Genomic DNA, 25,153 nt, shown 5'->3' on the forward strand with positions numbered 1-25,153 from the left:
ACCTTACGCGGCATGGATGCCGCGTAAGAGCCTACAAGGACGTACTTGCGGCGTGTCCCGCGAGGGTGGGCGGGCAAGGGCCCTGCAGCGAAGTCACAGACCCAACGCCTCGCTTCAGGCTGCACAGGTGAAGAAGTCAGAATGCAACCGGAATCAACACGTCAACGCGAGGCGCAGCATGCTGTTCATGAAGGACCTGCCCCTGTCCCCGCTGCCGATGCAGCGAAACCGATCAAGGCGCCGGCGGATACAGCGGCGCCAAGACCTCCGGCTCCGCAGCCGTGGCATGCCGCCAACGCGGGCCCTTGGCAAAGGCCTCGCGCAATGCCGAACGTGCACTGGTCACGTCGCCATCGCCGCCCCAGCGGGCGCGCTGCATCTGCGCCACCGCCGCCTGCTGCGCCGGGTCGCTCAACGCTGCCAGCACGCTGTCGATATCGGTAACGCCGGCCATGCCGCACAACACTGCGGCCACGTCGTCCATGCCGCCGGTATCGAGCGCGCGTCGCAGCTCGGCCACACCGTGCGTCACACGCCGGCCGGGCGCAGCTGCATCGCTGGCATTGATCACCGGCGCGCCATGCGAACCGCCGCGACGCCGTAACAAGGCCCACACCAGGGTGGCAATCCACAGCAGCGCAAAGCCGATGGCCGCAGCGATCCAGCCCCAAGGCCGTTGCGTGGCCGCAGCCTGCTGCAGACTCAGCGTGCCAGCCGCAGCGGTTGGCGCAGCGTTATCCGGTGATGGATTGGCTACAGGCGTTGGCGCTGGCGCGGGCGCCGCAAACGCGCCGCTGCCTGCCGCCACGTCCAGTGTGAGGTCCGGCAACGCCGCGGTCTTGGCTGCCGCCGCACCCACATCCCACCACGCCACCTGCAAGCCGGGCACCACCAGCGGGCCGGCGCGGTTGGGCACGATCGAATAGCGGCGGGTCAGCCGCAGCTGCGGCGAGCCATCCACGAAGCGTTCTTCGTATTGCGGCGGCTCGGCGAACACCTGCGCATCGGGCACGCTCGGGGTCGGCAGTTCCGGGAACTGCGCCTGGGTGGCGCCGCGTGCGCTGGCCTCCACCACGAGCTGTGCCGCTTCACCGGCGGTGGCGCGCTGCGGCGTGGTCGTATACCGCAACTGCAGGCTGCGCAGCGGCAACCACGGCTGCGGCGCGTTGGCCGGTTGTGCGCGTACCTGCAGCGGGATGCTGGCGCTGCGTGCGCTCAGCTCGCCGTTGCCACGACCAAAATAGTCGTCGAAGAAGCCGCCGACCGACCGACCATTGAAGCGCGCCGACGGCAACACCAGGCGGCCGCTGCGCTCGGGCACCAGCAGATAGCGCCGCTCGACCACGTTGTATTGGCGGTTATTGAGTACCTTGACCGAACTGACGTCGTCGCCGATGCGCTGCAGCGATGCACCATCGGGCGCTTCCAGATCCAGCTCGCCGGACGCCAGCTGCGTGGCGAAATACAGCCGCACCACCACGCCCACACTTTGCTGCACATAGGGCTGCGGATCGTCCACCTGCGTCTGGACGAAGGCATCCTCGTTGCCTTGCGCCGCCGCTGCGCCGGACGCGCTGCTGCCGGCATCGCTTGCCGACGCGCCCACCTGCAGCCGCAACGGTTCGGTGCGCTCGTTACCCACGCGGATCGCCGGCACGATCAGCTCGCCGCTCTTGCGCGGCGTCAGCACCACACCGAACAACGCGCGCACCGTCACCGACCCATTGGTCACCTGCATCTGCTGGTTGGCGCTCTTGGCCCCCAGCGCGAAATCGTTGCGCAACGGCGTGTAATCCGGATCGACACCGCGTTGATCGGTTTCGATATTCAGCATCACCACGTCGCCGGCATTGGCACTGTCACGGTCCAGCCACGCGCGCGTGACGGCACCCACCGGTGCACAGGTGAGCAGCATCGCGCTGGTCAACATGCCGATCGCCGCGCGGCGCAAATGGTGTGTGCCGATCATCGTCCGTCCCGTTGCCTGCGTTCGTGTTCCAGCCTGAATTTGGTGCGCAGCAGACTGCCCGGGTCGTCCGGCACCCGCCGCAGCCAGGCATCCACCGCCTGGCGTTGCTCGCGTTGTTCCGGCGTTTCGTTAGCCGTTGCCGCGGCGGCCTGCTTGCCGTTTGCATCGGCGCTCTTGTCGCCAGCCTGCGCCATCGCCTGCTGCATCTTTTGCCGCTGCGCGGCATCGGCCTGCTGCTGCGCCTGGGCATCGGCCGATTGCGGCGCTGCGTCCTGCTTGCTCTGCTCGCCCTGGCCGTTTTTGGACTGCTGGTTCTGTGAGGCTGCGTCCTGCGGCGTCTGTGCAGACGGCTGATCCTTGCCGTCCTGTCTGCCCTGCGAGTCCTGTTTGCCTTGCCCGTCCTGGCCGGGCTTTGGAGCGTTCTGCTTGTTCTGCCCGGACTGATTCTGGCCGGAGTCATTCTGACCGGATTGCTTCTGGTCGTCGGACTGGCCCTTGCCGTCCTTGCCTTTGCCGTCCTTGTTGTTCTGCTGATGACGCTTGCGCGCCGCCGCCACCGCCGCACGATTGGCGATGGCGTCGGGCTGATCCGGATGTTGCTTGAGCGCCCGGTCGTAAGCCGCAATCGCTTGGTCGTACTGGCCCTGCCTGGCCAGCGCATTGCCGAGGTTGTACAAACCCTCATCGGTGGGCACATTTTCGAAGGCTTTTTGTGCCGCGGCGAAATCGCCCTTGCGATACGCCTGCACGCCGGCATCCAGGCGTTCCTGCTGCACCTGATCGGCGCGTTGCCACAAGGTGCCGTCGGCAGCATGCGCGGGTTGGGCCAGCGGCAACACGCACACCAGGGCCAGAATCGCCACAACCGTACGCCGCCGGAACGCCAGCAGTGCCAACAGCATCACCGGCAGCAGCAGCCAGTAGCCCTCGTCCAGCCAGGTCTTGCCGCCGGTGGACTCGGCAGCTTCATCGGCCAGCGGCTGTTGCGCCGGGTCGAGCACGCCCAGCGCACGCAGGTCCGTATCGTCGGCGGTGATGCGCGCATAGCGACCACCGCCCTGCCCGGCAAGATCGCGCAGGCTGCCTTCATCCAGTTTTGTCTGCGCAATCTCACCGGTCGTGGTGCGATAGGCCGCGCCGCGCATGCTCCCCACGCCGAGCGCGGACACACTGAATCCACGCGAGCGCGCCAATCGTGCGGAACTTCCGGCCGCACGATCGGCGCTGTCGCTGACCAGCAGGATGTCGCCTTGCTTGAAACCCGCCTGCAGCAGCAACTGCGTGGCCGCGTCGATCGCCGCATCGGCGCGCTTGCCGTCCACCGGCATCACCGATGGCGACAGCGCATCCAGAAACAACGCCACGTTGGCGGTGTCTTCGGTCAACGGCGCAACGGTGAAACTCTCGCCCGCATAGACCAGCAATGCGACTTCGCCACCGGCCCGCTTGCGCAACAACGTGGCCAACTTGGCCCGCGCCTGCAGCAGACGCGATGGTGGCAGGTCGTTGGCGGTGATGCTGGAAGACAGGTCCAGCGCCACCACCAGCGGCATGCTGGAGTGATACACCGGCCGCTCGGTCTGCCGCCAGCTCGGCCCGGTCATCGCCAGCACCGCCAGCGCATAGGTCAGCGCAGCCAGTACGAATCCCAGCCATCCACGCCGACTGCCGGACACCAGCAGGGTCGGCAACAGATGGGCATCCACGCTTTGCCGCCACACGTCCGCATCCCGTCGACGCAACTGCCACAGTACTGCCGCCGGCACGATCGCCAGTAGCGCCCATAGCAACCCCGGGCGCAGCAGATGCAGCGACTGCAGCCAGCCTGCCAGTTCGGTCAGCGCGTTCATCGCCATCTCCGCGGCAACACATAGGCCAGCAGCGCAATCACGATGGCAGCGCCCAACGGCCAGTAATAGCGTTCCACGCGCGGCTGCACCGAGGGGCCGAGCGCCTTGACCGGCTCCAGCCGATCCAGCTCGGCATAGATGCCTGCCAGTTCTTCGGTATCGCGGGCACGGAAAAAGCGCCCACCGGTTTGCGCGGCGATCTTGCACAAGCCGTCTTCGTCGATATCGTCGTTGCCCGTGGCCGGAATCGGCACGCCGAACAACGAATAGCCGCCATTGCCGCCGAAGGCGATCGTATGCACGCGCACGCCTTCGGCCTTGGCAAGCTCGGCGGCCTTGAGCGGATTGAGCACGCCTGCGGTGTTGACGCCGTCGGTGAGCAACACCACCACGCGCTGGCCCTGCTTCTGTTCGCGCAGCCGTTTGACCGACAACGCGATCGCATCGCCGATCGCCGTCTCGCGCCCGGCCAGTCCCACCACGCTGTCGGCCAACTGGTCGCGTACCGAGGTCAGGTCGGCGGTCAACGGCGTCAACGCGTAGGCGCGCTGACCGAACACCAGCAAGCCGACCCGATCGCCGTCGCGACGATCCAGAAAGTCCGACAACACCGCCTTGGCGGCGGTCAGGCGATCCACCACATTGCCGCCGAGCACCATGTCCGGCTCGCTCATGCTGCCGGACAGATCCACCGCCAGCATCATCTGCCGCGCCTCGCGCGGCGGCTGGATCACATCGCCCAATTGTTGCGGGCGCGCAAGCGCCGCGCATAGGAAAAACCAGCCCAGCCAGGCAAGCCAGCGCGGCACCCGCAGCACCGGTGCCCTGTTTGCCTGCGCAACCGCATGCAATTGATCGGCGTACGGCACGCGCAGCGCGGCCGTATCGGCACGACGCTGCGGCCAGAACCACATCAGCAACGGCAGCGGCATCAACCACCATGCCCACGGCCATGCACAGTGCGCCAGCGCATCCTGCCATTGCGACCACTGCAGCCAGTTCATCGCCGGCCTCGCATCAGACTCAGAAAACGCTGCCGCGCCAGCGCCTGCACCGCATCCAGATCGGTCACCGCCGGCGTGCGTTGAAAACCGCCGTCCAGCAGCGCGCGCCCCGGTCCCTGCGAAAAAGCCTGCGTCTTGCTCTTGTGCCCGTCCAGAAACTGCAGCCATGCCTCGCCCTGCAGCCGGTCGGCCTGCGCATCGACGCTGCGCGCTGCGCGTCGCAGCAACACCGACAACGCGGCCAGACGCTGTGCGGGGGTCGTTGCGCGCTGCAGCTCGGCATCGAATGCCGCCAGCCAGCGCCGCTGCTGCTGACGACGGCGACGCCACCACCACCATGCGCTGCCAAGCACCAGGACCACTGCCGCGATCACCAGCCACCAGCCCGGCGCCAGCGGCCACCACGACGGCGACGGCGGCAGATGGACATCGCGTAGCGGCAGCGATTGCGGCGACATCGTCATCGACTCCGCACGGCGGCACTGCCGCCCAACCAGGCATCGCTGGCATCGTCGGTGGACAGGCGATGCAAGCGCACACCGCGTGCCTGCAGGACCGCGGTCAATTGTTCCAGCGGCGCCACGAATTCGGACTGCCAACGCGCGCGTCCGGCCTGCGTGGACAGATCGATCGCGATGCGCTCGCCGCGCACATCGAAGCTGAGTGCGCGGGCCGGTGGCGCCAGCTCCAGCGGGTCGACCAGCACGATCACCACCACCTCGTGATGCAAGGCCAGGCCCGACCAGCGCGTGGCAGAAATCCTGCTGGCGCTGCGCGCATCGGCCAGCACGGTCAACCGCGCACCCGGGCGCAGCAGCCGCGCAGCATGGTCCAGTGCCACCTCCAGGCCCGCATCGCCGGACGGCGGCTGCGTGTACCAGCGCGCCAATGCGTCCAGCACCGGCAACACGCCGCGTTGACCCGAGCGCGGTGCAATCGGCGCTTCGCTGGCAGTGCCACGCAGCGCGGCGATCCGGTCGCCCTGCCGTTGCGCCAGCCACGCCGCGACGGCGCCGGCACGGGCGGCCTGCACCGATTTGTAGCGCACCCGCGTGCCGAAGAAGAGCGCTGGCGAGGTATCGGCCAAAATCAGGCTCAAGCGTTCGCGCTCGGCCTGGAACAATTTGGTGTGCGCGCGCCCGGTACGCGCGGTGACGCGCCAGTCGATATGCCGCGCATCGTCGCCGGCCACGTACTCGCGCGACTCGGCGTATTCCATCCCGCGCCCACGCGTTGCCGCCGGCACCGGCCCCACCAGCCCGTGGCGGCCACGCCCTGGCTGCCCGCGATGGGTCGTGGTGCCACGCAGCGCGATCAGCTCCGTCAGCGTCGGCCGCAGTCCATCGCCGGCGATCGACGCCGGAGCGGTGACAGGGGAAGAAGACGGCATCGAAGACATCGGATTCTGGTCAGAGGACGGCATACCTCGGCGACACGCTACCCGATCAGGGCAGCGGAATCTTTTCCAGCAAGGCGGCGACCAGACGTTCGCCATCCCAGCCTTCGGCAGTGGCTTCGTAGCTGGGCAGCACGCGATGACGCAGCACATCCGGCGCGATTGCGCGGATATCGTCCGGGGTCACGTAGTCGCGCCCGGCCAGCCATGCACGCGCCCGTGCGCAGCGCTCCAGCGCGATCGACCCACGTGGGCTCGCGCCCCAGGCAATCCGCCGCGCCAATGCCGGGTCGTAGCGCTGCGCATCACGCGATGCGAGCACGATCTCGATCAGGTAGCGCTCCAGCTGCGGCGCCAGATGCACGTCCAGCACCACCCGACGCGCGGCAAAGACATCTTCCAGCGGGATCTTGTCGGGTACCGGCTCGTGCTTTTCCAGGGTGTCGCGCGCGGCCTCACGTGCCAGACGCAGGATCTCCGCCTCGGCATCGGCCTGTGGGTAGCCGATACGCACGTGCATCAGGAAGCGATCCAGCTGCGCCTCGGGCAACGGGAACGTGCCTTCCTGCTCGATCGGGTTCTGCGTGGCCATCACCAGGAACAGCTGCGGCAGCGCATAGGTATGCCGCCCGACGGTGACCTGACGCTCACCCATCGCCTCCAGCAGTGCCGACTGCACCTTGGCCGGCGCGCGATTGATCTCGTCGGCCAGCAGGATCGGATGGAAGATCGGCCCGGGCATGAACTCGAACCGGCTGTCCTGCGGCCGCCAGATCTCGGTGCCGGTCAGATCGGAGGGCAGCAAGTCGGGGGTGAACTGTACCCGCGCGAAATCCGCCTCCAGCCGCGAGGCCAGCGCGCGGATCGCGGTGGTCTTGGCCAGCCCGGGCGCGCCCTCGACCAGCAGGTGCCCGTCGGCCAGCAGGGCGATCAGCAATCGTTCGACCAGCGCGGACTGGCCCACGATGCGCTGCGCCAGCGACTCGCGCAGCAGGGTGAATTGACGATGCAACCGGTCCTGGGCGGGCGCGGCAGCGGCTTCTGGGGGCAACAGCGGCGGTGCGTTCATAGGACCAGTGTGACCGATTCGAATGTAATTGGTTCACTACGAAGCGGAAAGATGTTCAGTGAGTGACCGGGTTCATGCTCTCCACGGCCGGCCACACCGTGGGTGAATATCCCGGTGAACATCGCAGGCGGGCTTGAGTGATAGACATCTGGATGGATGAGGCACGCATGCCACCTGGCGCAGATGACGTTTGCATGCGCCATGGGCATCACTCGAGCAGACCTGGAAAAGAAGAAGGCCGCTTTCGCGGCCCTCTTTTCTCATGGGTTGCGCTTATTGCGCTGCGCTTGCCACTCGCAACACCTTCGGAGTGACGAAAACCAGCAACTCAGCCTTTTCCTTGCTGCGCCCACGCTTCTTGAACAGATTGCCCAGGAACGGGATGTCTCCCAGGAACGGCACCTTCGACACGCTCTCACGGTCCGTGAATTCGTACACACCGCCGATCACCACCGTCTCGCCATCGGCCACCAACACTGCCGTATTGACTTCCCGGCGATTGATTTCCGGCACGGTGCCGTATTGCGGCAAGGTAATGAAGCGTGCCACTTCGTCCTTTTTAACATTCATGTTCAGGAAAACGCGGTTGTCATTGGTAATCGTCGGCGTCACCTTGAGTTCAAGCAGAACTTCTTTGAACTGCACATTGGCCTGCGACCCGCCACCTGCAACGCCCGCGCCACTGATGGTCACGTAGCCGATTTCGCGGCCCTGCTTGATCACACCCTCACGCTGGTTGGCGGTCACGATACGCGGATTGGAAACGACTTCGCCGCGCCCTTCTTCCTGCATCGCCGACAGCTCGATATCCAGGTTGAAGTGGGAACCCAATAGGGTGTAGGCGAGACCTGCTGCGCCGCTGTTCGTGAAGCCGCCAGCCCCAAGATCGACGTTCAGCCCGGACGGAAACAGATGCGCCGGCAACGTCGTCTGTGTGCCGCCATTAGCGCGTTCCAGAGCAGCTTGCGCAGAAGTGTTGAGGTAGTTGACGTTACTTTCCAGCGAGCCACTCAAAATTCCCCGCCCTGTCGCACCGGTGACTCCAAACCGTGCACCCAAGTCACGCGCAAAGGTATCGGTCGCGATCACGATGCGGCTTTCGATCAATACCTGATCCACCGGCCGATCAATATGCGAAATCAGCTCGCGCATCTGCGCGACCTTCTTCGGAATATCGCTGATCATCAGGGTATTGGTGCGCTCATCAGCGACCAGACGACCACGCGGCGACAAAAATCCGTTGTCCTGCTGTCCTACGCCGCCCTGTCCACCTTGACCACCACTACCGCCACCAATCCCCTTGGCCTCGGTCAGCGCTTTGAAGATCACGGCCGCATTGTGGTAGTTGATCTGCACGTAATCGGTGATCAGATCCTCGCGGTTCTCGATCGCGATGCGGGCGTCTTCCTTGTCCTGCTCGAACTTGGCCAGCTCCGGCTGCGGGGCGACCCACACCACGCCGCCGTCGCGGCGCTTGTCCAGCCCCTTGGCGCGCAGCACGATGTCCAGCGCCTGGTCCCACGGCACGTTCATCAGGCGCAGCGTGACATTGCCCTGCACGGTATCGGAGGCGACGATATTGAGGTTGGATTCCTCGGCGATCAGCTGCAGCACGGTGCGTACCGGCACGTCCTGAAAGTTGAACGTCACCGGGCGGCCGCTGTAACCGCGCGCAGCGATCTGTGCGGCGGCCTGGGTGACGGCTGCGGCGCTGACGCCACCGACCGCAGGCTGGCCCTTGCGCGGAGTGATTTCGACCACGTACTCGTTGCCGGTCTGGTAGGCCAGCGAATCGAACGCGCCCTTGGTCGACAGCACCAGCTGCGACCCCGAGCCGGACGGCTTGACCTCGACGCGCTGCACCGGCGTTGCAAAGTCGGTGACGTTGAGCGGGCGCTGCAGTTCGGCGGGCAGGCGTGCGTTGCTGATGTCGACCAGCACGTTGTCGCCCTGCGTGCGCAGATCCGGGCTGGCGCCCTGGCCGTCGAACTGCAGGATCAGACGGCCAGCGCCATCCTCACCACGTTTGAAATCGATCTTGGACACCGCCAGGCTCGCCGGAGCGGTCTTGGCCGGGTCCTGCACAGGCTGCTTCAGTGCCGCCGCCGAGAACGCGCTACCGCTCGCCAGCGCCAGCGCGAACCCCATCGCGCAGGCCTGGAATACCGCGTGGCGTCGAACCGGACGCAGCCGCCGGGCATTGGAAAACGTCATCGTGCTATCCCCTATCACTTTATTGATCATCCAATGCGAGCGCGGCCGGCCGTTCAAGCCATCCGCCCGCACCGTCCGGCACAAGTTCAATCAGCTCGATGCGGTCTTCGTAGACCCCGGTGACCCGGCCATCGCTCTGTCCCAGATACACGCCCGGCCGCACCCGGTAAGTCACCTTGTCGGGTGCCATGACCAGCGCAACCAGGCCCGAGCCACCGCCAATGGTCCCCACCATGTCGAGGGCGTCGAGCGGATAGGCTTCCAGCGGCTCCTTGCGCCGGTTCGGATCCGGACGCGTGCCGTTGCCGCCTTCGGCGCTGACCCAGGCATCGCTGAACGGGTCGCGCATCGACTGCGCCGCATATTCGAACGTCTCGAACTGCTGCATCACCGGCAATGGCTCCAACGGCGGCGCCGGCCGTGCGCGCACTTCGGCGACCCAGGCTTCCAGGTTCGGCGCATCGCCCGGTGTGCTGGTCACCCCACGCGTACACGCCGGCAATACAGCAATTAGCGCCACGCAGGACAGGATCTTGAGCAGTTTCATGGTCATTGGCCGCCCTTCTTCGCAGCGTCGGCCGCGGCCTTCTCCTGCTCTGCCATTTCCTCATCGTCAAGATAACGATAGGTCTTGACCGTGCCGGACAGTTCCAGCGCCCCGCGCGGGGTGATGCCGGCCTTGGGGTCCCTCGGCTTGAGGTTGATGTCGTGCATGGTCAGGATCACCACGCGCGGCAACGACGCCACACCGCTGACGAAGGCACCGAACTGGTGATAACTGCCCACCATGCGCAAGGCGATCGGCTTTTCGGCGTAGAACTCCTTCGGCGATTCCGGGCCCGGCTGGAACAACTCGTTGGACAGGCCGCTGGACAGCGCGGTCTGCGAGATGTCGATGATCAGATCCGGCATTTCGGTCTTGCTGGGCAGCTGCCGCAGCATCTGCTGCAGTACCTGCTCCATCTGCGCGAGCTGCTGCTTGAGCGGCTCCAGATTCACCGCGCGGCCCTGCTGGGTCTCGAACTCGGTGCGCAGCTGCGTTTCTGTGCCTTCCAGGCCTTCGAGTTCATCGCGCTTGCCGCTGATCAACAGGAACCAGGCCAGCACCATGATGAACAGGCCGACCACCACGCAGAACACGATGCGTGCCTGCTGCGGCCAGCCGCCGATGTTGTTGAAATCCAGATCGCTGAGCTTGAATGCTTTCTTACTCATGACGCCGCCCCCTCCTGCGGCCGATTGGCGGACGCCGGCGCTGGCTGCACGGGCGCAGGAGCAGCGGCCGGCGACGTGGCAGGCGCAGGTGCTGCAGGTGCCGCCGCTGGCGCACCCGCAGGGGCCGTACCGACTGGCGTTGCACCCGGCGCTTGCGCATCGACCGGTGCGGTGCCGTTCTTGTCGGCCTCGTTCGGATTGGCCAGCTTGACCTTGAGCGTGAACACGTACGGCAGCGTCTTGGTGTCCATCGACGGTCCCGCGGGCTGCCCAGCCTTGTCCTGGCTCTTGGCCTCGATGATCGACAGGTCCGGATTGGTCATCCAGCCCGAGCCTTCCAGGTTGCGCATATAGGTACTGACGCGCGCGTTGGACTGCGAACGCCCTTCCAGGGTGAGGATGTCGCCGTCCTGCTTGATGTTGGTCAAGGCCACGCCATCGGGGATGGTGCGCACCAGCGAATCGAACAGATGCACCATCTGCGAGCGATTGGCCTGCAGTTCCTCGATCACCTTCTTGCGGGCGAGCAGGCGGTCCTTCTTCTTGTCGAGCTCCTTGATCTCTTCGTTCTGCGCCTTGACCTTGTCGATCTCGGCGGTCAGGAACGCATTGCGCTCGGTCTGGCCGCTGATCTGCGCGTCGTAGTAGAACCAGATCAGGACCGACAGCAGCACGCCGCCCAACGCGGCGAAGCCCAGCATCGAATAGAACTCACGCTCGCGCGCCTTCCGGCGCTCGGCACGCCAGGGCAAAAGATTGATTCTTGCCATCAGTCAAAGCTCCTCAGGGCCAGGCCGGTGGCGATCATCAATGCAGGCGCATCCAGCGCCAGCGCGTGGGCCTGGACCTTCGGGCCCAGCGTCATCTGCGCAAGCGGGTTGGCGACCACGGTGGTCACGCCGAGCTGCTCTTCCACCATTTCCGGCAAGCGCGACAGCGCAGCGCAGCCGCCGGCCAACACGATGCAGTCGACGCGATTGAATTCGCTGCCCGCGTAGAAGAACTGCAGCAAGCGGCTGATCTGCTGCACCGTCGCCTCCTTGAACGGCTCCAGCACTTCGACCTCGTAGCTCTCCGGCAAGCCGCCCTGACGCTTGGCCAGGCCGGCCTCCTCGTAAGTCAACCCGTAACGGCGCATCACCTCGTCGGTGAGCTGCTTGCCGCCGAAGACCTGCTCGCGGCTATACAGGCTGCGACCGGAGCGCAACACGCTCAGCGTGGTCATGGTCGCGCCGATGTCCACCAGCGCAACCACCGCATCGGCGGCCACCGGCAACTCGCTGGCGACCAGGGCGAAGGCGTTCTCGACCGCGAAGGCCTCCACGTCCATGACCTTGGCGGTCAGGCCACCGAGTTCCAGCGCGGACTGGCGCAGTTCCACATTCTCCGAGCGCGAGGCCGCCAGCAGCACCTGGACCATGTCCGGGCTGTTGGGCATCGGGCCGAGCACCTCGAAGTCGAGATTGACTTCCTCGATCGGGTACGGAATGTAATTGGTGGCTTCCAGTTCGACCTGGGCTTCCAGGTCGCTGTCGTCCAGATCGGCCGGCATCGGAATCAGCTTGGTGATCACCGCCGACCCGGCCACCGCGGCTGCGGCGTTCTTGGCCTTGCTGCCGGAACGGTTGATGGCGCGACGAATCGCTTCGCCGACCGCCTCGACCTCGACGATGTTCTTTTCCACGACCGCATTCGGCGGCAACGGTTCCACCGCGTAATGCTCCACGCGGAAACGGTTCCCGCTGCGCGACAGCTGCAAGAGCTTGACCGCAGTGGAACTGATATCGACACCAATCAGTGGCGATTGACTCTTGGGTAGAAGCCCCACGGAAACTCCCCTGCCGATGGGCACTTGGACGCTTGTCTGCGCCCTCGTATTAATAATTAAATTTTAACAGGTGACAAGCCCTTCACGCGCATGGCAATGGCCCCGCGACGTGACCCCAGTGCTGTTTCCTGCGATCCCCAGAGTTCGGCCCCAGCCAAACCCGGCGTCATCTATACTCTGTGACCAAGAAATCTGCAATCGGAATCTCTCTTACATGCCCCGTATTCGCCGTTGGCTGGGCTGGATCCTGGCCGCGTTCGTGGTGCTCGCCCTGCTTGGCGCTATTGCTGCCGGCGGCCTGTATTACGCCATTTCCTCCAAGTTGCCGGACGTGCAGTCGCTCAAGCAGGTCGAGCTGCAGGAGCCGATGTACGTCTATTCCAGCGACGGCCGCCTGATGGCCGTCTATGGCGAGACCCGGCGCTACCCCATCCAGATGAAGGACGTGCCGCTGCGCCTGAAGCAGGCCTTCCTGGCGACGGAGGATGCGCGCTTCTACGAACACGGCGGCGTGGACTACAAGGGCATCGCCCGTGCGGTGTGGCTGCTGGCCAGCACCGATGCCAAGCGCGTGCCGGGTGGTTCGACCATCACCCAGCAGGTGGCACGGCAGTTCTTCCTCAGTTCCGAATACAGCTACACCCGCAAACTCGCCGAGATCCTGCTGGCGCGCAAGATCGAGAGTGAGCTGAGCAAGGACGAGATCTTCGAGCTGTATCTCAACAAGAGCTTCTTCGGCAATCGCGCCTATGGCGTCGGTGCTGCCGCCGAGTACTACTACGGCAAGAAGATGAGCGAGTTGAGCCTGGACGAGATGGCCTCGCTGGCCGGCATCCCCAAGTTCCCGTCCAGCGGCAACCCGATCAGCAATCCGGAACGCGCGCAGGAGCGCCGCGATTACTACGTGCTGCAACGCATGGCCGACCTGGGCTTTGTCAGCCAGGCCGAAGCCGACGCCGCCAAGGCGGTGCCGATGCACGCCAAGCCGCACGAGCCGCCGGTCGAGGTTTACGCCCCGTACGTGGCCGAGCTGGTGCGCCAGGAAATGATCGCCAAGTACGGCGGCGATGTGCTCAACAAGGGTTACCACGTCACCACCACCATCGATGCCACGCTACAGACCGGCGCCGATGCGGCGGTTGCCGAAGGCCTGCGCCTGTACGACCACCGGCATGGCTGGCATGGGGTGGAGCAGCATTTCGATGTCGCCGCCGATGCGGATGCCACGGCACTGGCCAAGCATCTGTCGGGCGTGTTCACCCAGGGCGGCCTGCGCGCGGTGATCGTGGCACGCACCAATGCCGACGGCGGCGTGACCGTCGTGCAGAGCGACAAGACCGAGCTCACCTTGCCGGCCAGCGCCAGTCGCTGGACCAACAAGACGCCGGCCAAGCTGCTGACGCGCGGCGACCTGACCCGCATCCGCGCCGGCGAGAAGGATGGCGAGTGGATCATCGACCAGTTGCCGCGCGGCCAGGCCGCGCTGGTGTCGCTGGATGCCAATAGCGGCGCCCTGCGCGCGCTGGTCGGCGGTTTCAGCTTCGCCGGCAACAAGTTCAACCGCGCCACCCAGGCGCGCCGCCAGCCGGGCTCCAGCTTCAAGCCGTTCGTGTATGCGGCCGCGTTCGAGAAAGGCTTCAACCCGGCCTCGATCGTGCTCGATGCGCCGGTGGTGTTCCGCGACCGCCGCGGCAAGACCTGGTCGCCGCAGAACGACGGCGGCGGCTTCCGCGGCCCGATGCGCTTGCGCGAGGCACTGGTGCAATCGCGCAACCTGGTCTCGGTCCGCTTGCTGGACGCGATCAGCGTCGATTTTGCGCGCAAGTACATCAGCCAGTTCGGCTTCCAGGAAGCCGAGCTGCCGCCCAACCTGTCGATGTCGCTGGGCACGGCCTCACTGACGCCGTTGTCGGTCGCGCGTGGCTATGCAGTGTTCGCCAACGGCGGCTCGCGGGTGGAGACCTGGATCGTGGACGAGGTCAAGGACCGCGACGGCAATGTCGTCTTCAAGGAAGTGCCGGCGGTGGCCTGCCGTACCTGCGCATTGCAGGGCGGCAATGTCGCGCCGGTGAGCCAGGTGGTGGACGGCTTCAACTTCGGCGCCCCCGCGCTGCCCAAGTCGATCGAGCCGACCCCGGCGACCCCGGCCACGCCGACGGAGACCGCCCCGGCAGCCACTGCCGAAACCAAGATCGCGCCGCGCGCCATCGACGAGCGTACCGCCTACCAGTTGGTCTCGATGATGCGCGACGTGGTCCAGCGCGGCACCGGCACCGCGGCCAAGGTGCTGGGGCGCGAGGACGTTGGCGGCAAGACCGGCTCGACCAACGATCACCGCGACGCCTGGTTCTCCGGCTTCGGCGGCCCCTACGCCACCACGGTGTGGGTGGGTCGCGACGACTTCCGTTCGCTTGGCTATCGCGAGTACGGCGGCAAGGCGGCACTGCCGATCTGGATCGACTACATGCGCGTGGCGCTGAAGGACAAGCCGATCGCCGCCAACGATCCGCCCGACGGCATGACCCAGGCCACCATCAATGGGGCGGTGGAATGGGTGAAGAACGAGGACCTGGATCGCCTGCAGGACTACGACTACGGCCTGCAGGAACAGCAGGACGAGAAGGCCTTCGATATCTTTTGAGGGCGGGGATTCGAGATTCGGGAATCGGGATTGGGGAATCGGAACGGCTTCGTCCGCCCGATTCCCCGATCGGGTCCGCGGAATCGACTGTCTCCGGCTGCAGTAGAAGGGACCGGGCAATCGCCATCGCGTGATTGCCCTTGCAGGGAAACACGGGGCATTCGCCACCTCTTCATGCCGCTGTTGTAGAGTCGAACCAGGTTCATTAGGGGAGCCCGGTCATGCATCACGCGCGCGAACACGCCGATACGCGAACCCGAGAACGTCGCCATCGCCTGGCGCACGAAGCGGCCCGGCTGATGGCCGAGGGTGGCATCCGTGATTTTCATCAGGCCAAGCTCAAGGCGGCCAGCCGGCTGGGCATCCACGACGACGCATCGCTGCCGCGCAACCGCGAGATCGAAGATGCGTTGCGCGAGCACCAGCGCCTGTTCGCCGGGCCTGCGCACGGGCTGCGGCTGCGCCAACGCCGCGAAGCCGCATTGCGCGCGCTGGAGTTTCTCAGCCCGTTCCAGCCGCGCCTGGCCGGCCCGGTGCTCGATGGCACAGCCGACGCCAATGCGCCGGTGCAGTTGCAGTTGCACAGCGACGATGCCGACGCCGTGCAGCGCTTTCTGGAAGAACACCGCATTCCGGCCGAATCGCGTACGCGCCGGCTGCGTCTGGACCGCGAGCGCACGGCCGAGTTCCCGGTCTGGCTGTTCAGTGCCGAGGAACTGAGCTTCGACCTGACCGTGCTGCCGTACGATGCCTTGCGCCAGGCACCGCTGTCGCAGCTGGACGAAAAACCGATGCAGCGCGCCTCGGCCGCCCAGTTGCGTCAGTTGTTGGCAGAAGAGGATGGTGGCCACGCCCTGCCGCGCACGCGCTGAGCGCAGCGCGCCATGACGCGTGACCACTGACCACAACGCCAACCCGCAAAAGCAAACGCCCCGCAATGCGGGGCGTTCGTTCAAGCAGACAACCGCAGGCGCTTAGCGCTGGCCGGCGTCGGTGTAGTCGCGCTTGTCGTAGCCGGTGTAGATCTGGCGCGGACGGCCGATCTTCATTTCCGGGTCGACCTGCTGCTCCAGCCAATGCGACACCCAGCCGGCGGTGCGTGCGATGGCAAACATCACGGTGAACATTTCCACCGGGATGTTCAGTGCCTTGTAGATCAGGCCCGAGTAGAAGTCGACGTTCGGGTACAGCTTGCGCTGCACGAAGTAGTCGTCCTTCAGCGCGGCTTCTTCCAGCTTCAGCGCCACTTCCAGCAGCGGATCGTTGACACCCAGTTCGCCCAGCACCTTGTGGGTCATCTCGCGGATGATCTTGGCGCGCGGGTCGAAGTTCTTGTAGACGCGATGACCGAAGCCCATCAGGCGGAACGAGGAGTTCTTGTCCTTGGCCTTGGCCACGGCGGACTCGACGTTGTCGGCGGTGCCGATCTCTTCCAGCATCTTCAGCACGGCTTCGTTGGCGCCACCGTGTGCCGGGCCCCACAGCGCGGTGATGCCCGCTGCGACCGAGGCATACGGGTTGGCACCGGTCGAACCGACCAGACGCACGGTCGAGGTCGAGGCGTTCTGCTCGTGATCGGCATGCAGGATGAACAGCAGATCCAGCGCCTTGGCCACCACCGGATTGATCTCCAGCGGCTCGCTCGGCACTTCGAACATCATGTGCAGGAAGCGGTCGACGTAGTTGAGGTTGTTGCGCGGGTAGCGGATCGGCCAGCCGATCGAATAGCGGTACGCGGCAGCAGCCAGGGTCGGCACCTTGGCGATCAGACGGATGGCGGCCTGGCGGCGCTGCTCCGGATCATTGAGGTCCAGGGTGTCGTGGTAGAACGCCGACAGCGAGGCGACCGAACCGGCCAGCATGGCCATGGGGTGGGCGTCATGCCGGAAGCCACCGAGGAAGTTCTTCAGCGACTCGTGCATCATCGTGTGATGCGTGACTTCGTGGTCGAACTTCTTGAATTCGTCCGCGGTCGGCAGCTCGCCGTTCATCAGCAGGTACGAGACTTCAAGGAAGCTGGACTTCTCGGCCAACTGTTCGATCGGGTAGCCGCGATACAGCAACACGCCGTTGTCGCCATCGATGTAGGTGATGGCCGACTTGCAGCTGGCGGTGGCGGTAAAGCCCGAGTCGTAGGTGAACAGACCGGTTTCTTTGGTCAGCTTTGAAATATCGACGCAATCATTGCCAAGCGTGGGCTTGAGAACCGGCAGAACGACCGACTTGTCGCCGGCGTTGAGCGTGACCTGATCAAGATCGGACACTGTGTACGCTCCTTCAGTGGAAGGCGCCTGTCACCAAATGGGCAGGCACGTGATGGAAGTCCAGGGCATCGCCCCGGATCACGTCATTATCGCACAGCAACATTTTGGCCGTCGCTTGGACAGAAGTCGTAGACGCCCCGTCGACGGCGTGAAAACGAAGTTGCCGCCGCCCAAAAAACAACGGCCGCGCAATGCGCGGCCGCTGCCGGTACAGCCCGTCCTGCAAGCTCAGCGCGCGTAGCGCTTCTGGAACTTGTCGATCCGGCCGCCGGTGTCGATCACCTTGTGCTTGCCGGTATAGAACGGGTGCGAGGCCGAGGAGATATCCACCTTGATCAGCGGGTATTCCTGGCCGTCTTCCCACTTCACGGTCTCTTTCGAGCTCATGGTGGAACGGGTCAGAATCTTGAAATCGGACGTCACGTCGTGGAAGACGACGTCGTTGTAGCTGGGATGAACGTTATCTTTCATGGACTTGGCGCCGGGCTGCCTGGATAAGCCGGGCATTATAGCGGCCTCCAGACGCCCGGCGCAAGATCGCCTTACCCCGCCGCCAGAGCCGCGGCGACCAGGCCGAAGAATTGCTGGCGATCGTAGTCCAGCAGCAGGTTGGCATTGTCGGGGGTGCCATCCCGGCGCTCCCAGTCCACCAGGGTCATACCGCGGGTATGGGTACCGGTTAACTCGATATGCACCGGCCGCTGCTCCAGCCGCTGCGCGCCCTCCGGATGCAGCGCGAACGCCATCGCTAGCGCGTCGGCGGCGTACCAGTGCTCGCCACGGCTGTCTTCGGACCACAGCCGGGTCTTGCGCGAAATCTCTTCGTAGAACCGTGCCTGCGCGGAGTCTGCCGCCAGCCATTGCTCGACATCGCGATGCAGCAGCCCGTGCGCGATGGTGGCTTCCCAGTCGGCCACGTCGAAGTGCGGAAAACCGCGGAATACGAGATGTGCCGCTTCCGGGTCGAAGCCGATATTGAATTCGGCCGCGGCGGTGATGTTGCCGTGCCCGGTCAGCGCCCCGCCCATCACCACCAGCCGCGCCACGCGCTGCGGCAGGGTCGGATCCAGCGTCAGGGCCAGGGCCAGATTGGTCAGCGGGCCGAGCGCGACCAGCAGCAGCTCGCCGGCGTACTCGTGCGACAGGCGCAGGATGGCCAGCGCGGCGTGCTCGGTCTCGGCAGCGCGTTTGGCCGGCGCCAGGCCGACATCGCCGAAGCCGTCGATGCCATGCACATGCGCCGCGTCCACCGAGGGATGCAGCAGCGGCTGCGGGCAGCCCGCATAGACCGGCACATCGTCGCGTCCGGCAATCTCGCAGACCTTCAAGGCGTTGCGCACGGTGTGCTCCAGGCCCACGTTGCCGGCGGCGATGGTCAGCCCAACGACCTCATGCCGGGTGTCGTTGAAGGCCATCAGCAAGGCCAGCGCGTCGTCCACGCCCGGGTCGGTGTCGATCAGCAGCGGTATCTTTTTGGTCATGGGATCGGAGATTGGTCATTCGGGATTCGTTGCCGCATCTTCGCAAGGATCGGCCGGTCACGCGAACCTACAGGCCGCAGCAGCCAGCCCTGGCCAATCCCCAATCCCCAATCCCGAATCCCCGCCACTCAAGCAGCGGCATAACGCACCGCGCTGCCGATCCAGCGCGCGACCACGCGGTCGGCAATGTCCGGCGCTTCGGCCAGCAGCCGTTCGGCGAGCACCTGCACGCGCGGCAGCAGCCCGGCATCGCGGGTGAGATCGGCGATGCGGAAACTGGCCAGGCCGGTCTGCCGCGTGCCCAGCAATTCGCCGGGACCACGCAGCTCCAGATCCTTTTCTGCGATCACGAAGCCGTCGTTGGTCTGGCGCATGGTTTCCAGGCGTTGCCGCGCCATCATCGACAATGGGGCCTGATACAGCAGCACGCAGCTGGACGCGGCCGCGCCGCGGCCGACCCGGCCGCGCAACTGGTGCAACTGCGCCAGACCCAGGCGCTCGGCATTCTCGATGATCATCAGCGAGGCGTTGGGCACGTCCACGCCGACCTCGATCACCGTGGTGGCGACCAGCAGATCGGTAAGGCCCTGCTTGAAATCCAGCATCGCCTTCTGTTTTTCCGCCGCTTTCATGCGCCCGTGCACCAGCGCCACGCGCACGCCGGGCAATTGCGCGGACAGCGCTTCGAAGGTGGCCTCCGCCGCCTGGGCCTCGATCCTCGGCGGGCCACCGGGGGGCGCGCCCTTGCCGGGCTCTTCGCTTTCTTCGATCAAGGTGCAGACCCAGTACGCCTGACGCCCTTCGGCGCAGGCGGCACGGATGCGCTCGACCAGGTCCGGCCGGCGCTCGGCACTGAGCACGATGGTCTGCACCGGCGTGCGCCCGGGCGGCAGCTCGTCGATGGCCGAGACATCCAGATCCGCATAGGTGGACATCGCCAGGGTGCGCGGGATCGGCGTGGCGGTCATCACCAACTGATGCGGCACGCTGCCGGCGGCCGCGCCCTTGTCGCGCAAGGCCAGGCGCTGATGCACGCCGAAGCGGTGCTGCTCGTCGATGATGGCCAGCGCCAGATCGTGGAAGACCACCGCGTCCTGCATCAGGGCGTGGGTGCCGACCACCACCTGCGCCTGGCCGGCGGCCACCTCGGCCATTGCCGCAGCGCGTGCCTTGCCGGTGACCTTGCCGGCCAGCCAGACGATGCGCACGCCCAGCGGTTCCAGCCAGCCACGCAGATTGGTCAGGTGCTGCTCGGCCAGCAGCTCGGTCGGCGCTGCCAGTGCGACCTGCTTGCCCTGCTCCACCGCCAGCATCGCCGCCAATGCGGCGACCACGGTCTTGCCGCTGCCGACATCGCCCTGCACCAACCTAAGCATCGGCGACGGTTTTGCCAGATCGCGGGCAATCTGCGCGAACACGCGCTGCTGCGCACCGGTAAGCTGGAACGGCAACGCCGCGCGCAGTTGCCGCACCAGGGTGCCGTTGCCAGGCAGCAGCGGTGCGCGGAAGCGCTGCAAGGCGATGCGCTGGCGACGCAGGCTGAGCTGATGCGCCAATAGTTCTTCGATCGCTAGGCGTTGCTGGGCCGGATGCCCGCCTGCGAGCAGCTGCTGCGGGTCGGTGTTCACCGGCGGGCGATGCATGGTCAGCAGCGCGCTGCGCAGCGAGGGCAGTTGTTCATCCTGCAGCCAATGCGGCGGCAGCAATTCCAGCGCGGCCTCGGCCGGCAAGCGCTCCAGCGCCTGGCCGATGAGTTTGCGCAACGTGGCCGGGCCCACGCCTTCCAGCACCGGATAGACCGGATCCAGGCTGTCGCCCAGCCCGGCATCCTCGCCCGGTGCCAGCACGCGGTAACTGGGGTGCACGATTTCCCAGCCGTTCTGTCCCGGCTTGGGCGTGCCGAACACCCGCAGTCGCGTGCCCGGTGCGAACTGCGCGACCTGCGCCGCGCGGAAATGGAAGAAGCGCAGCACCACGCTGCCGTGCGACTCGTCCGAGACCGCCACCCGCAACACCGGCCGGTAACGGAAGCCACGCTCCACCGCATCCACACGCCCTTCGATCTGCGCCGGCACGCCGCTCTGCAACTGCGCGATCGTGGTCAGCCGGGTGCGGTCTTCGTAGCGCAGCGGCAGATGCAGCCACAGATCCTGTAGCGTCAAGATGCCGCGCGCAGCGAACTTCTCGGCCACCTTGGGGCCGACGCCGGGCAGGCTGGCAAGCGAGGCCTGGCCTGCGACGGCCAGGCGCGGGGTGACGGTCGCTGCGCGCGGCACGGCAGGGCGCTCAAGTCAGACGAGCTGGATCAGTCGAGCACCATCACCGCGTCGACCTCGAAGCCGGCACCCTTGGGCAGGCCGGAGACCTCGATGGTCGAACGCGCCGGGAACGGCGCCTGGAAATACTCCTGCATCACCGCATTGACGGCGGCGAACTGGCCGAGATCGGTAAGGTACAGGCCCAGCCGCACGATCTTGTCGAGCGAGCCACCGGCGGCTTCGGCCACCGCCTTGAGGTTGTCGAACGCGCGGCGTGCCTGCACGCCGACATCGCCCGGCACGATCTCGCCGGTGGCCGGATCCAGCGGGATCTGCCCGGAGAAATACACCGTGTTGCCGGCACGCACGGCCTGCGAATACGGGCCAATGGCGGCAGGCGCCTGGTCGGTATGGATGATCTGGGACATGGCGACTCCATCAACACTGAAAACGAACGCGCATTGTATCGGCGCCTGCCATTGACGGGCGAATGGGGCGTGGGCGGTGACGGCGCGCAGGCGTTGGCCGCCGGCGTAGCGGCGTGTTGCCCGATGGGCTGAGCATCTTGCAATGGGCTGGTGTCTGCCTGCGCGCGCGCGATGGCGTGGTGAGGCTGTGCGCGTGCGCCGCTGGAGGCCGCGCGACGGAGCACGGGGCTGCGCACGTCCCCTCATCCGCCCCGACGGGGCACCTTCTTCCGAAGGGAGAAGGGAACGGCGCGCGCCTCTTTTGCTGGACGCTAGCCCCTCTTCCGCTGGAAACGCTGGCCACTGTCCTGCGAAGCAGGGCTTGGGTGAAGGCCCGGGCGAAGCCACGCCAAATGCGTTGCACTGTGGTGCGGCAGCGCTGCGGCGCGCGATGCTCCGGGGGTGCGACCTGTGGCGCGGGGTCGTCACAACGCACGGGGGCGGTCACGACACCAAGAGACGTGCAACGCCGCATCATTGCTACCGACTCGGGAACATCGCCCCCTGCGCGGCGGCGCAACAGTCGGTCTGCGCTGCGCCACCTAGCGGCCCGCCACTGCGGAAAACCGGCAGGGCTAGGTGATCGGCGCCGGATTGAACAAGGCCAGATCGTTGTGCAGGCGGTGTTGCTCGGTCCAGGTGCGCTGGCCGCTGGCCACGTCCAGATAGCGCCGGAACAACTCCCAGCCCAATTGCTCCAGCGTCTTGGCGCCGGTCGCCACGCCGCCGGCATCGATGTCCATCAGGTCGGACCAGCGCTGCGCCAATTCGCTGCGGGTAGCCACCTTGATCACCGGCACCATGCCCAGGCCGTAGGGCGTTCCGCGCCCGGTGGTGAATACGTGCAGGTTCATGCCCGCCGCAACCTGCAAGGTGCCGCAGACGAAATCGCTGGCCGGGGTGGCGCAATACTGCAGCCCGCGCCCCTTGACCCGCTCGCCGGGCGGCACCACGCCGTTGATCGCCGAGGAGCCGGACTTGGCGATCGAGCCCATCGCCTTCTCCACGATGTTGGCCAGCCCGCCCTTCTTGTTGCCCGGGGTGGTGTTGGCGCTGCGGTCGGCCTGGCCGCGCGCCAGGTAGGCGTCGTACCAGGCCATTTCGCGTACCAGCGCCCTGGCGACATCGGCATTGGCCGCGCGCGGCACCAGCAGATGGATGCCATCGCGCACTTCGGTGTTTTCCGAAAACATCACCGTGGCACCGGCGCGTACCAGCAGGTCCGCCGCCACGCCCAGGCCCGGGTTGGCGGTCACGCCGGAAAACGCATCGCTGCCGCCGCATTGCATGCCTACCACCAGTTCGCTGGCCGGCACGGTTTCGCGCCGACGCAGGTCCAGATGGCGCAGGCGTTCTTCGGCCATGGCCATGATCGAACCGACCATGTCGGCAAAGCCCAGGCTGGCTTCCTGCAGACGGTAGACGCCGCTGTCGTCGGCGCTGGCATCGTCCGGCAGCAGGCGCTCGGGCGCGAGTTTCTCGCAGCCCAGGCCCACGATCAGCGCCTGCCCGCCGAAGTTGGGGCTGCGCGCGATATTGCGCAGCGTGCGGATGGGGATGATGGCCTCCGGCGCGGTGATTGCCACGCCGCAACCATAGACGTGATTGATCGCCACTACATCGTCGACATTGGGATACTTGGGCAGCAGCTCGGTGCGGATGCGCTCCACCGCGTGGCCGAGCACGCCCACCACGCACTGCACGCTGGTCATGATGCCCAGGATGTTGCGCGTGCCGACACTGCCATCCCGGTTGCGATACCCCTGGAAGGTGTAGCCATCCAAGGGCGCGGGTGCGGGTGCCGGCTGCAGCGACAGATCCAGCGCGGCCAGATCGGGCGCTTCGGGCATCGCCAGCAATTGCTCGCTCACCCAGGCCCCGCGTGCAATGTCGGCATTGGCGGTGCCGATCACCGCGCCCAGGCGGATCACCGGCGCGCCGGCGGCCAGGTCGCGTAGCGCCATCTTGTGGCCCTGCGGAATGTGTTCGACGGCGGTGAGCCCATCCGGAAAGGTGGCGCCGGCCGGTGCGCCGTCATCGTTGACGACGATGGCGACGTTGTCGCGCGCGTGGGCGCGGATGCTAAGCCAACGGGTGGGTTGCTGGGTTGCGGACATCGTGGGGCTACCTTGCAGGCGTGGGGTGGAGTGCATTACCGGTCGGGGCTGTCGAACTGACGGCGGTACTGCAGGATCAAGCGGTTTTCATCGACATTGCGCTGGTAATTGGAGCGGAAGGTGCCGTTGAACCAGATGACGCTCAAGTGCTTGAAGCGCTCGCTCTGGAATTGATAGGTGGTCAAGACATCGCGGGCCCACTCGCGGCCTTGGCCGGCATAGGTGGCCGGCTGCGCATGGTCGCCATTGATGTAGCGCGCCATGACGCTGAGACCGGGGATGCCGATGCTCTTGCCATCGATGCTGTAACGCAGCTGCCAGCTGCGCTCGCCGCGTTCGAGAAAGTCGTTGATGAAGGTCCAGTTGAAGACATTGCCGTCGGTGCCGCCCGGCCAGGGCATGGCGCTGGGGCCGGACAGGCGTTGATAGCCGGCGCCGAATTCGTGCCCGCCCGTGCGCCAGGACAGCATGCTGCTGAACATGCGGTTGTCGATCGGCCCGGCCAGCGACTGGCCGATGTCATCGGTACGGAAATACCGCAGATCCACACGCAGCTGGTCCTTGCCGAAGGTGTGCGTCTGGATCAGGTTATAGAGCTGCTGCCGATAGATGTCTTCCATCACCGCGCCCTGATAGCGCAGTTGCGTGCCGGGCACGACGCTGTAGGTTGCCGAGAGCAGATTCAACGCATCCGAATCCGGCGTGCCCAGAAAACGGCGATTCTTGTTGGTCAAGGTGATGGGAACGCGCGAGTCGCCATCGCGATACCAGGCGCTGGTGAAGCGCGCGAGCAGCAGATCGAGCTTTGGCACGTCCTTGGATTCCAGCGTCACGCCCTGGAATGTTTCCGGCATGATGCGGGTGATGCTGGCGCGCACCAGCGGCTCGTTGGGAATGAAGCTGCCCCACTTCACTTCGGTTTGCGAGGCGCGCAGCTTGAGCGTGGGTGCCACCCGCATCAGCGCATGTTGCGCAGTACCGTCGTCGTTGCTGGGCAGCAGGCCGGTGCCGCCTTCGGCGCGCACGCCATCGAGCTTGAAATCGCCGATACCCAGCAGATCCAGGCCCGCGCCGACCGGCCCGCGGGTATAGCCGCTACGGGCATCAACCACAAACCCCTGCGCCCACTCGGCACGCTTGCCCTGCCCTTCGCCGCTGCGGAAATCGCGGTTGTAATAGAAGTTGAGTGCGGTGACTTCGGCCGTCGCGCCATTCCAGAACCCCTCATCGGGTTGTTGCGCACGCGCACGCCCGGCCGCGCCGACCGCCAGCAGCGCTGCGCCGCTGATTGCCATCATGCTTTTCATCACTCGGTTCTCCACCTGCGGTGAACTGGCGGCCATGCGCTGCGGCCGGCGCTCCGGCAGCAGGCATGAGGGC

General features: G+C 66.0%; 20 protein-coding genes. 2 read left to right on the forward strand and 18 right to left on the reverse strand.

From position 1 onward, the window contains the following. Window positions 1-232: 232 nt before the first annotated feature. From ABQ137_RS20330 to ABQ137_RS20380, 11 genes are all read right to left on the reverse strand, one after another. Window positions 233-1,969 (reverse strand): BatD family protein, encoded by a 1,737-nt coding sequence (locus ABQ137_RS20330; RefSeq protein WP_349783455.1) that lies wholly within the window; start codon window positions 1,967-1,969, stop codon window positions 233-235. Beyond that, the gene (locus ABQ137_RS20335; RefSeq protein WP_349783456.1) at window positions 1,966-3,819 is read right to left on the reverse strand and encodes a VWA domain-containing protein; all 1,854 of its coding nucleotides are present in this window, start codon (window positions 3,817-3,819) and stop codon (window positions 1,966-1,968) included. The genes ABQ137_RS20330 and ABQ137_RS20335 overlap by 4 nt, the downstream gene beginning before the upstream one ends. After that, window positions 3,816-4,823: a vWA domain-containing protein gene (locus ABQ137_RS20340; protein ID WP_349783457.1), complete on the reverse strand. Its 1,008-nt coding sequence runs from the start codon at window positions 4,821-4,823 to the stop codon at window positions 3,816-3,818. Before ABQ137_RS20340 ends, ABQ137_RS20335 begins: the two co-directional genes overlap by 4 nt. Then, window positions 4,820-5,281 (reverse strand): DUF4381 domain-containing protein, encoded by a 462-nt coding sequence (locus ABQ137_RS20345; protein ID WP_349783458.1) that lies wholly within the window; start codon window positions 5,279-5,281, stop codon window positions 4,820-4,822. Before ABQ137_RS20345 ends, ABQ137_RS20340 begins: the two co-directional genes overlap by 4 nt. 2 nt (window positions 5,282-5,283) lie before the next feature. Continuing rightward, a complete protein-coding gene (locus ABQ137_RS20350; protein ID WP_349783459.1) occupies window positions 5,284-6,246 on the reverse strand; it encodes a DUF58 domain-containing protein in 963 nt (320 codons plus the stop codon). Between the two features lie 22 nt (window positions 6,247-6,268). Next, a complete protein-coding gene (locus ABQ137_RS20355) occupies window positions 6,269-7,288 on the reverse strand; it encodes an AAA family ATPase (protein WP_024938134.1) in 1,020 nt (339 codons plus the stop codon). A 273-nt stretch (window positions 7,289-7,561) separates the two neighbouring features. Further along, window positions 7,562-9,502 (reverse strand): type IV pilus secretin PilQ, encoded by a 1,941-nt coding sequence (locus tag ABQ137_RS20360; RefSeq protein WP_104568043.1) that lies wholly within the window; start codon window positions 9,500-9,502, stop codon window positions 7,562-7,564. A gap of 19 nt (window positions 9,503-9,521) precedes the next feature. Continuing rightward, window positions 9,522-10,055 carry a pilus assembly protein PilP gene (locus tag ABQ137_RS20365; RefSeq protein WP_024938133.1) on the reverse strand — a complete coding sequence of 178 codons (534 nt, stop codon included), beginning with the start codon at window positions 10,053-10,055 and terminating at the stop codon, window positions 9,522-9,524. Continuing rightward, entirely contained in the window at window positions 10,052-10,717 is a 666-nt protein-coding gene (locus ABQ137_RS20370; RefSeq protein WP_024938132.1) for a type IV pilus inner membrane component PilO, read from the reverse strand. The genes ABQ137_RS20365 and ABQ137_RS20370 overlap by 4 nt, the downstream gene beginning before the upstream one ends. After that, window positions 10,714-11,487 (reverse strand): PilN domain-containing protein, encoded by a 774-nt coding sequence (locus ABQ137_RS20375; RefSeq protein WP_349783460.1) that lies wholly within the window; start codon window positions 11,485-11,487, stop codon window positions 10,714-10,716. The genes ABQ137_RS20370 and ABQ137_RS20375 overlap by 4 nt, the downstream gene beginning before the upstream one ends. Beyond that, entirely contained in the window at window positions 11,487-12,545 is a 1,059-nt protein-coding gene (locus ABQ137_RS20380; RefSeq protein ID WP_039423791.1) for a pilus assembly protein PilM, read from the reverse strand. Before ABQ137_RS20380 ends, ABQ137_RS20375 begins: the two co-directional genes overlap by 1 nt. A gap of 214 nt (window positions 12,546-12,759) precedes the next feature. Between ABQ137_RS20380 and ABQ137_RS20385 the strand changes: the two genes are divergently transcribed. Next, window positions 12,760-15,186, forward strand: coding sequence for a penicillin-binding protein 1A (locus ABQ137_RS20385; protein ID WP_166770368.1), 2,427 nt, complete (start codon window positions 12,760-12,762; stop codon window positions 15,184-15,186). A 221-nt stretch (window positions 15,187-15,407) separates the two neighbouring features. Beyond that, complete coding sequence (locus ABQ137_RS20390) at window positions 15,408-16,058, forward strand: hypothetical protein (protein WP_039519223.1); 651 nt, start codon at window positions 15,408-15,410, stop codon at window positions 16,056-16,058. Between the two features lie 102 nt (window positions 16,059-16,160). Here ABQ137_RS20390 and ABQ137_RS20395 read toward each other — a convergent pair whose 3' ends face one another. From ABQ137_RS20395 to ABQ137_RS20425, 7 genes are all read right to left on the reverse strand, one after another. Next, window positions 16,161-17,450 carry a citrate synthase gene (locus ABQ137_RS20395; RefSeq protein WP_024938127.1) on the reverse strand — a complete coding sequence of 430 codons (1,290 nt, stop codon included), beginning with the start codon at window positions 17,448-17,450 and terminating at the stop codon, window positions 16,161-16,163. A gap of 228 nt (window positions 17,451-17,678) precedes the next feature. Further along, a complete protein-coding gene (locus ABQ137_RS20400) occupies window positions 17,679-17,921 on the reverse strand; it encodes a type B 50S ribosomal protein L31 (RefSeq protein WP_024938126.1) in 243 nt (80 codons plus the stop codon). Window positions 17,922-17,992: 71 nt separating this feature from the next. Beyond that, window positions 17,993-18,931 carry a nucleoside hydrolase gene (locus ABQ137_RS20405; protein WP_349783461.1) on the reverse strand — a complete coding sequence of 313 codons (939 nt, stop codon included), beginning with the start codon at window positions 18,929-18,931 and terminating at the stop codon, window positions 17,993-17,995. 128 nt (window positions 18,932-19,059) lie between these two features. Then, on the reverse strand, window positions 19,060-21,207 hold the full coding sequence (gene recG, locus ABQ137_RS20410; RefSeq protein ID WP_349783462.1) for an ATP-dependent DNA helicase RecG: 2,148 nt from the start codon (window positions 21,205-21,207) through the stop codon (window positions 19,060-19,062). 29 nt (window positions 21,208-21,236) lie between these two features. Then, window positions 21,237-21,617, reverse strand: coding sequence for a RidA family protein (locus tag ABQ137_RS20415; protein WP_024938123.1), 381 nt, complete (start codon window positions 21,615-21,617; stop codon window positions 21,237-21,239). Window positions 21,618-22,231: 614 nt separating this feature from the next. Further along, the gene (gene garD, locus ABQ137_RS20420; RefSeq protein WP_126966766.1) at window positions 22,232-23,773 is read right to left on the reverse strand and encodes a galactarate dehydratase; all 1,542 of its coding nucleotides are present in this window, start codon (window positions 23,771-23,773) and stop codon (window positions 22,232-22,234) included. A 35-nt stretch (window positions 23,774-23,808) separates the two neighbouring features. Continuing rightward, window positions 23,809-25,080, reverse strand: coding sequence for an OprD family porin (locus ABQ137_RS20425; protein WP_102251398.1), 1,272 nt, complete (start codon window positions 25,078-25,080; stop codon window positions 23,809-23,811). Window positions 25,081-25,153: the final 73 nt, after the last annotated feature.

This window comes from Xanthomonas sp. WHRI 8393 (assembly GCF_040203315.1).
GTDB classification, from domain to species: Bacteria; Pseudomonadota; Gammaproteobacteria; order Xanthomonadales; family Xanthomonadaceae; genus Xanthomonas; species Xanthomonas arboricola.

Excerpts from the sequence above, each read along its gene's own strand:
- ABQ137_RS20355 (WP_024938134.1), bottom strand. The coding sequence starts at position 7,288 with ATGAACGCACCGCCGCTGTTGCCCCCAGAAGCCGCTGCCGCGCCCGCC.
- ABQ137_RS20360 (WP_104568043.1), bottom strand. The coding sequence starts at position 9,502 with ATGACGTTTTCCAATGCCCGGCGGCTGCGTCCGGTTCGACGCCACGCG.
- ABQ137_RS20375 (WP_349783460.1), bottom strand. The coding sequence starts at position 11,487 with ATGGCAAGAATCAATCTTTTGCCCTGGCGTGCCGAGCGCCGGAAGGCG.
- ABQ137_RS20340 (WP_349783457.1), bottom strand. The coding sequence starts at position 4,823 with ATGAACTGGCTGCAGTGGTCGCAATGGCAGGATGCGCTGGCGCACTGT.
- ABQ137_RS20330 (WP_349783455.1), bottom strand. The coding sequence starts at position 1,969 with ATGATCGGCACACACCATTTGCGCCGCGCGGCGATCGGCATGTTGACC.
- ABQ137_RS20400 (WP_024938126.1), bottom strand. The coding sequence starts at position 17,921 with ATGAAAGATAACGTTCATCCCAGCTACAACGACGTCGTCTTCCACGAC.
- ABQ137_RS20405 (WP_349783461.1), bottom strand. The coding sequence starts at position 18,931 with ATGACCAAAAAGATACCGCTGCTGATCGACACCGACCCGGGCGTGGAC.
- ABQ137_RS20385 (WP_166770368.1), top strand. The coding sequence starts at position 12,760 with ATGCCCCGTATTCGCCGTTGGCTGGGCTGGATCCTGGCCGCGTTCGTG.
- ABQ137_RS20415 (WP_024938123.1), bottom strand. The coding sequence starts at position 21,617 with ATGTCCCAGATCATCCATACCGACCAGGCGCCTGCCGCCATTGGCCCG.
- ABQ137_RS20350 (WP_349783459.1), bottom strand. The coding sequence starts at position 6,246 with ATGCCGTCCTCTGACCAGAATCCGATGTCTTCGATGCCGTCTTCTTCC.
- ABQ137_RS20390 (WP_039519223.1), top strand. The coding sequence starts at position 15,408 with ATGCATCACGCGCGCGAACACGCCGATACGCGAACCCGAGAACGTCGC.
- ABQ137_RS20365 (WP_024938133.1), bottom strand. The coding sequence starts at position 10,055 with ATGACCATGAAACTGCTCAAGATCCTGTCCTGCGTGGCGCTAATTGCT.
- ABQ137_RS20370 (WP_024938132.1), bottom strand. The coding sequence starts at position 10,717 with ATGAGTAAGAAAGCATTCAAGCTCAGCGATCTGGATTTCAACAACATC.
- garD (WP_126966766.1), bottom strand. The coding sequence starts at position 23,773 with ATGTCCGCAACCCAGCAACCCACCCGTTGGCTTAGCATCCGCGCCCAC.
- ABQ137_RS20425 (WP_102251398.1), bottom strand. The coding sequence starts at position 25,080 with ATGAAAAGCATGATGGCAATCAGCGGCGCAGCGCTGCTGGCGGTCGGC.
- ABQ137_RS20335 (WP_349783456.1), bottom strand. The coding sequence starts at position 3,819 with ATGAACGCGCTGACCGAACTGGCAGGCTGGCTGCAGTCGCTGCATCTG.
- ABQ137_RS20345 (WP_349783458.1), bottom strand. The coding sequence starts at position 5,281 with ATGTCGCCGCAATCGCTGCCGCTACGCGATGTCCATCTGCCGCCGTCG.